Genomic DNA, 4,718 nt, shown 5'->3' with positions numbered 1-4,718 from the left:
ATTACCAAGCGAAATTGATTACGATGTCCTCTCCCAAAATGTGGGAGGTGTGATTGTTCGCGTTCATAGTGGAGCCCAAGCTAAAAAGGAAAATGCAGCAACCTACTTAAATGGTCTGGATAAATCTTTTAAAACCCATATCCAAGAATTCCAAAAACGAAATATCCCTGTCGCAGTCTATGCTTATGTCGCTGCTAAGGATAAAAAAGAAATGGAAAAAGAAGCAGAAGAATTTTACAAGGCTGCTTCTCCTTACAAGCCGACCTACTATTGGTTAGACGTTGAGGAAAAAACTATGAAGGATATGAATGCAGGTGTTGAAGCCTTCCGAGCAAAACTACAAGCTCTTGGTGCAAAAAATATTGGAATCTATATCGGAACCTACTTCATGGAAGAACACAGTATCTCCACTGATAAATTTACTGCTCTTTGGATTCCAACATATGGATTTGATGATGGCTATTATAATGCTGCGCCAGATACCAATACGGAATATGACTTGCATCAATATACCTCTCAAGGGCAATTAAATGGATTCTCACACTACTTGGATCTCAACCAAATTGCTCCGACGCAAGACCAAGAAGCGATTTATCGGAAACTTTTCAAAGTACAAAAAGATGGCTCTTCCTCATAGCCTTAAAACAGCAGATCAAGTGATCTTCACTTTTTCTGCTGTTTTCTATTTTTAAAGGAGAAAGCAATATCACCACTATTATATGTTATAATGGTCTAATGAAATCTGATTTTGTAGAGAAAAAGAGAAAAGGAGAAAGCCATGGCAAAAAAACAAAAAGTGAAAAAAACCTTGGTCGAGCAGATCTTGACTAAAGCAAAAATTGAGCACATAGGCTTACAAATCAACGCTTTAGAAGGGATCTTACCAGAAGAAATTGATCGCTCTACTATTTTCAAAACCCTAGCTCTCAAAGGAGATAAAACGGGTCCCGTGATTGGGATCATTCCTATCACGGAGCATCTTTCAGAGAAAAAATTGGCCAAATTATCGGGAAATAAGAAAGTGGCAATGATTCCTCAAAAGGATCTCGAAAAAACAACAGGTTATATTCATGGTGCCAATAATCCGGTAGGCATTCGTCAAAAGCATCCTTTTCCTATCTTTATCGATGAATCTGCCCTTCAGTTAGAAACCATGATCGTATCTGCTGGGGAAATCGGCCATAGTATTCAAATCAAACCACAACTTCTAGCAGACTTCGTTAAAGCGACTTTTGCAGATATTTTGGAATAAAGACAGAGAAGGAGCCAAGATTGTGAAACTATATTTTATTCGACACGGACGGACAGAATGGAATGAAGAGGGACGTTTTCAGGGATCAAACGGCGATTCTCCGTTGTTACCAGCCTCCATTCATCAGCTTGAAAAATTAGGAAAGCACCTGGCTACTGTTCCTTTTGATGCAGTATTTGCAAGTGATCTGCCACGGACGGTCCATACCGCACAGATCATTCTCGATCAATTGGAGACACCTCTAGAATTGCAAGCAACGCCTGCTCTTCGTGAGTGGAATTTAGGAAAACTGGAAGGGGCTAAAATTTCTACCATTTCAGCTATCTATCCCCAACAAATGGATGCCTTTCGCCATAACCTCGCTCGCTTTCAAAATGAAATCTTTGATGCAGAATCTGTCTATGAAACGACCAAACGTACCTGTGATTTTGTAAAAAGCCTGAAAGAAAAAGAGCTCAATACCGTTCTCATCGTTGGACACGGAGCTAATTTGACAGCTTCTATTCGAACCTTGCTTGGTTATGAAACAGGAGAACTCCGCAAAAATGGCGGACTAGACAATGCCAGCGTGACGATTTTGACAACAGATGATTTTGAGCACTATCACTTAGACACTTGGAACGACACTTCTTATATGGAAGACTAAAAAACACTGATCTTGCGATCAGTGTTCAGATTGAAGACAAAGTCCTTAGAATCTAACATTCTAAGGGCTTTTCTTTGTGTAAAGTCGTATAATAGAGGTAAGAAGAATTGTGAGGTGTTCCCTATGTTTCACAAAGAAAAACCAGATTATAATCGTCGCCAATATGGCTTCTATACGATAGACGAATTGGTCCCAGAAGATCACTTTCTTCGACAAGTGGATAAAGAGGTTGATTTTGATTTTATCTATGACTTAGTAGAAGATAGCTATAGTCCAGATAATGGACGTCCTAGTCTAGATCCCGTCATGTTAGTCAAAATCCCTTTGATTCAATGCTTTTTTGGTATTCGCTCCATGCGCCAAACCATTAAAGACATTGAAGTAAACGTTGCCTATCGTTGGTTTCTTGGCCTAACCTTAGATGACAAGGTCCCTCATTTTACCACCTATGGAAAGAATTACAGTCGTCGTTTTCAAGATAAAGAACTCATTTCTGAGATATTTTCTCGAGTGCTCAATCAAGCTTTATGTGCTGGTTTAATTGATCCTTCTGAACTATTTGTGGATGGTACCCATATCAAAGCGGCAGCTAATAGTCACAAGTATCATAAGGAAATAGTTGACCAACAAGCTAAATTTATGAGTGAACAATTGGAGATTGAGATTGATTTGGATAGGAGGAAACACGAAAAAAAGTCCTTAAAGCCCGCAAAAGAAAGCGAGGCTAAAGAAAAGAAAATCTCAACGACAGATCCTGAGAGTGGTTGGTTCCACAAGGGGGAACACAAGGAAGTATTTGCCTATTCTGCCCAAGTAGCTTGTGATAAGCATGGTTGGGCCTTGGCTTATACGGTTGAGGCAGGAAATGTTCATGATAGTCAGGCTTTTCCTGCGCTTTTTTCAAAGTTAGAACCTTTCTCACCACGCTACATTATTGCGGATTCAGGCTATAAGACCCCAGCTATTGCCCATTATTTATTAGAGCGGAACATCATCCCTGTCTTCCCTTATACTCGTCCAAAAGGGGGAAAGGGAAATTTAAAACCCAGTGATTTTATTTATGATGCTTTCTATGACTGTTACCTCTGCCCAGAGAACCAAGTGTTAAGCTATCGCACCACGACCCGAGAAGGCTATCGTGAGTATAAGAGTAATCCAAAAGTATGTGTTTCCTGTCCCCTCTTATCCGTTTGTACCCAAAGCCAAAATAACCAAAAAGTAATAATGAGACATGTATGGAAAGATGACCTTGAATTTTGTGAAGAGATTCGCCACCAAAGAGGGATGAAGGAGCTTTATAAGAAGCGCAAAGAAACAATTGAGCGACTCTTTGGGACTGCTAAGGAATATCATAACTTGAGATACACTAGAGAAAAAGGGAAGTCCAAAATGGAGGATAAGGTTGGGCTTACTTTGGCATGTTTAAATATCAAAAAATTGGTGAAATGGATAGCGAATATCCCTTTTTATTTTGCTCTAAATCAGATTTTTGGATGGAAATGCCGGATGATAAAGTAAATAGTTTCGAAAATACAAAAAGACAAACGCCAAAAATGACGTTTGTCTTCGTTCTGAACACTGATCTTGCGATCAGTGTTTTCTTTTAGCTTATTTCATAGTTGGGAAGAGGAGGACGTCGCGAATTGTTGTTACATTTGTCAACAACATAACGAGACGGTCAATACCAATTCCAAGTCCACCTGTTGGTGGCATACCATATTCGAGGGCTTCAACATAGTCATAGTCGATGCCTGTAGCTTCATCATCTCCCAATTCTTTAGCACGCGCTTGCGCTTCGAACCGTTGCAATTGATCGATCGGATCATTCAATTCCGTAAAGGCATTCGCATACTCTTTGGTCATGATGAAAAGTTCGAAACGGTCAGTGAAGCGTGGGTCTTCTGGATTTTTCTTAGCCAATGGAGATACTGCTACTGGGTGACCGTAAACAAATGTTGGTTGCGTCAAGGTTTCTTCAACGAATTCTTCGAAGAAGGCATTAATAATTTGTCCCACTTCTGTGTAGTGTTTTTCAACCGGTACATGTTTTTCGTTTGCAAGTGCTACAGCTTCTTCAAAGGTCATGTCTTGCCAGAAGTCAACACCTGTGATTTCTTTGATCGCATCCACCATGTGAACCCGTTTGAATGGTTCGTTGATTTTGATTTCTGTTCCTTGATAGTCAATTGGACCATCACCATGGACCGCTTTCGCAGCATGTTGGATAATGCCTTCTGTTAAGTCCATGATATCGTGGAAGTCAGCGTAAGCTTGGTAGACTTCGATCGAAGTAAATTCAGGGTTGTGAGTAGCATCCATTCCTTCGTTACGGAAGATCCGTCCGATTTCATAAACGCGTTCCATCCCACCAACAATCAAACGTTTCAAGTGGAGCTCAGTCGCGATACGAAGCACCATGTCAATGTTTTGTGCATTGTGATGAGTGATAAATGGTTTGGCAGCCGCACCCCCAGCTTCATTGTGAAGCACTGGTGTTTCCACTTCAAGGAATCCTTGACCATCTAAATAACGACGGATTTCAGAGATGATTTTTGAACGAGTTACAAAGCGTTCGAAGCTTTCACGGTTTGAAATCAAATCCAAATAACGTTTACGATAGATGGTTTCAACGTCTGAAAGTCCGTGGAATTTTTCAGGCAAAGGACGAAGGGCTTTTGACAAGTGAGTGATATGAGTTGCTTTAATCGAAAGTTCACCCATGTCTGTGCGCATGATTTCCCCTTCAACACCAAGGAAATCACCAAGGTCTGCTTTTTTGAAGATTTCGTAGTTTTCTTCTCCAACAGCATCCTTACGAAC

5 protein-coding genes are annotated in these 4,718 nt (G+C 40.4%); 4 read left to right on the top strand and 1 reads right to left on the bottom strand.

The window, feature by feature from the left end; genetic code table 11:
• The 4 genes from SPADD19_RS01920 to SPADD19_RS01905 form a co-directional block, all read left to right on the top strand.
• The coding region (locus SPADD19_RS01920) for a GH25 family lysozyme (protein ID WP_241496401.1) at positions 1-637 on the top strand (637 nt) is incomplete at its 5' end.
• Between the two features lie 141 nt (positions 638-778).
• Positions 779-1,252 carry an aminoacyl-tRNA deacylase gene (locus SPADD19_RS01915; RefSeq protein ID WP_041826391.1) on the top strand — a complete coding sequence of 158 codons (474 nt, stop codon included), beginning with the start codon at positions 779-781 and terminating at the stop codon, positions 1,250-1,252.
• 22 nt (positions 1,253-1,274) lie between these two features.
• Positions 1,275-1,898, top strand: a complete 624-nt coding sequence (locus tag SPADD19_RS01910) for a histidine phosphatase family protein (protein ID WP_041826392.1) — start codon at positions 1,275-1,277, stop codon at positions 1,896-1,898.
• A 123-nt stretch (positions 1,899-2,021) separates the two neighbouring features.
• Positions 2,022-3,416 (top strand): IS1182 family transposase, encoded by a 1,395-nt coding sequence (locus SPADD19_RS01905; protein WP_061455061.1) that lies wholly within the window; start codon positions 2,022-2,024, stop codon positions 3,414-3,416.
• A 90-nt stretch (positions 3,417-3,506) separates the two neighbouring features.
• On the opposite strand, the gene lysS is transcribed toward SPADD19_RS01905, so the two are convergent.
• Positions 3,507-4,718, bottom strand: a 1,212-nt coding sequence (gene lysS / locus SPADD19_RS01900) for a lysine--tRNA ligase (RefSeq protein ID WP_061455060.1), incomplete at its 5' end; no start/stop codon positions are given.

The sequence above is a fragment of the Streptococcus parasanguinis genome (assembly GCF_001578955.1).
Classification (GTDB): Bacteria; Bacillota; Bacilli; order Lactobacillales; family Streptococcaceae; genus Streptococcus; species Streptococcus parasanguinis_U.
This window is presented reverse-complemented; position numbering and strand designations above follow the sequence as displayed.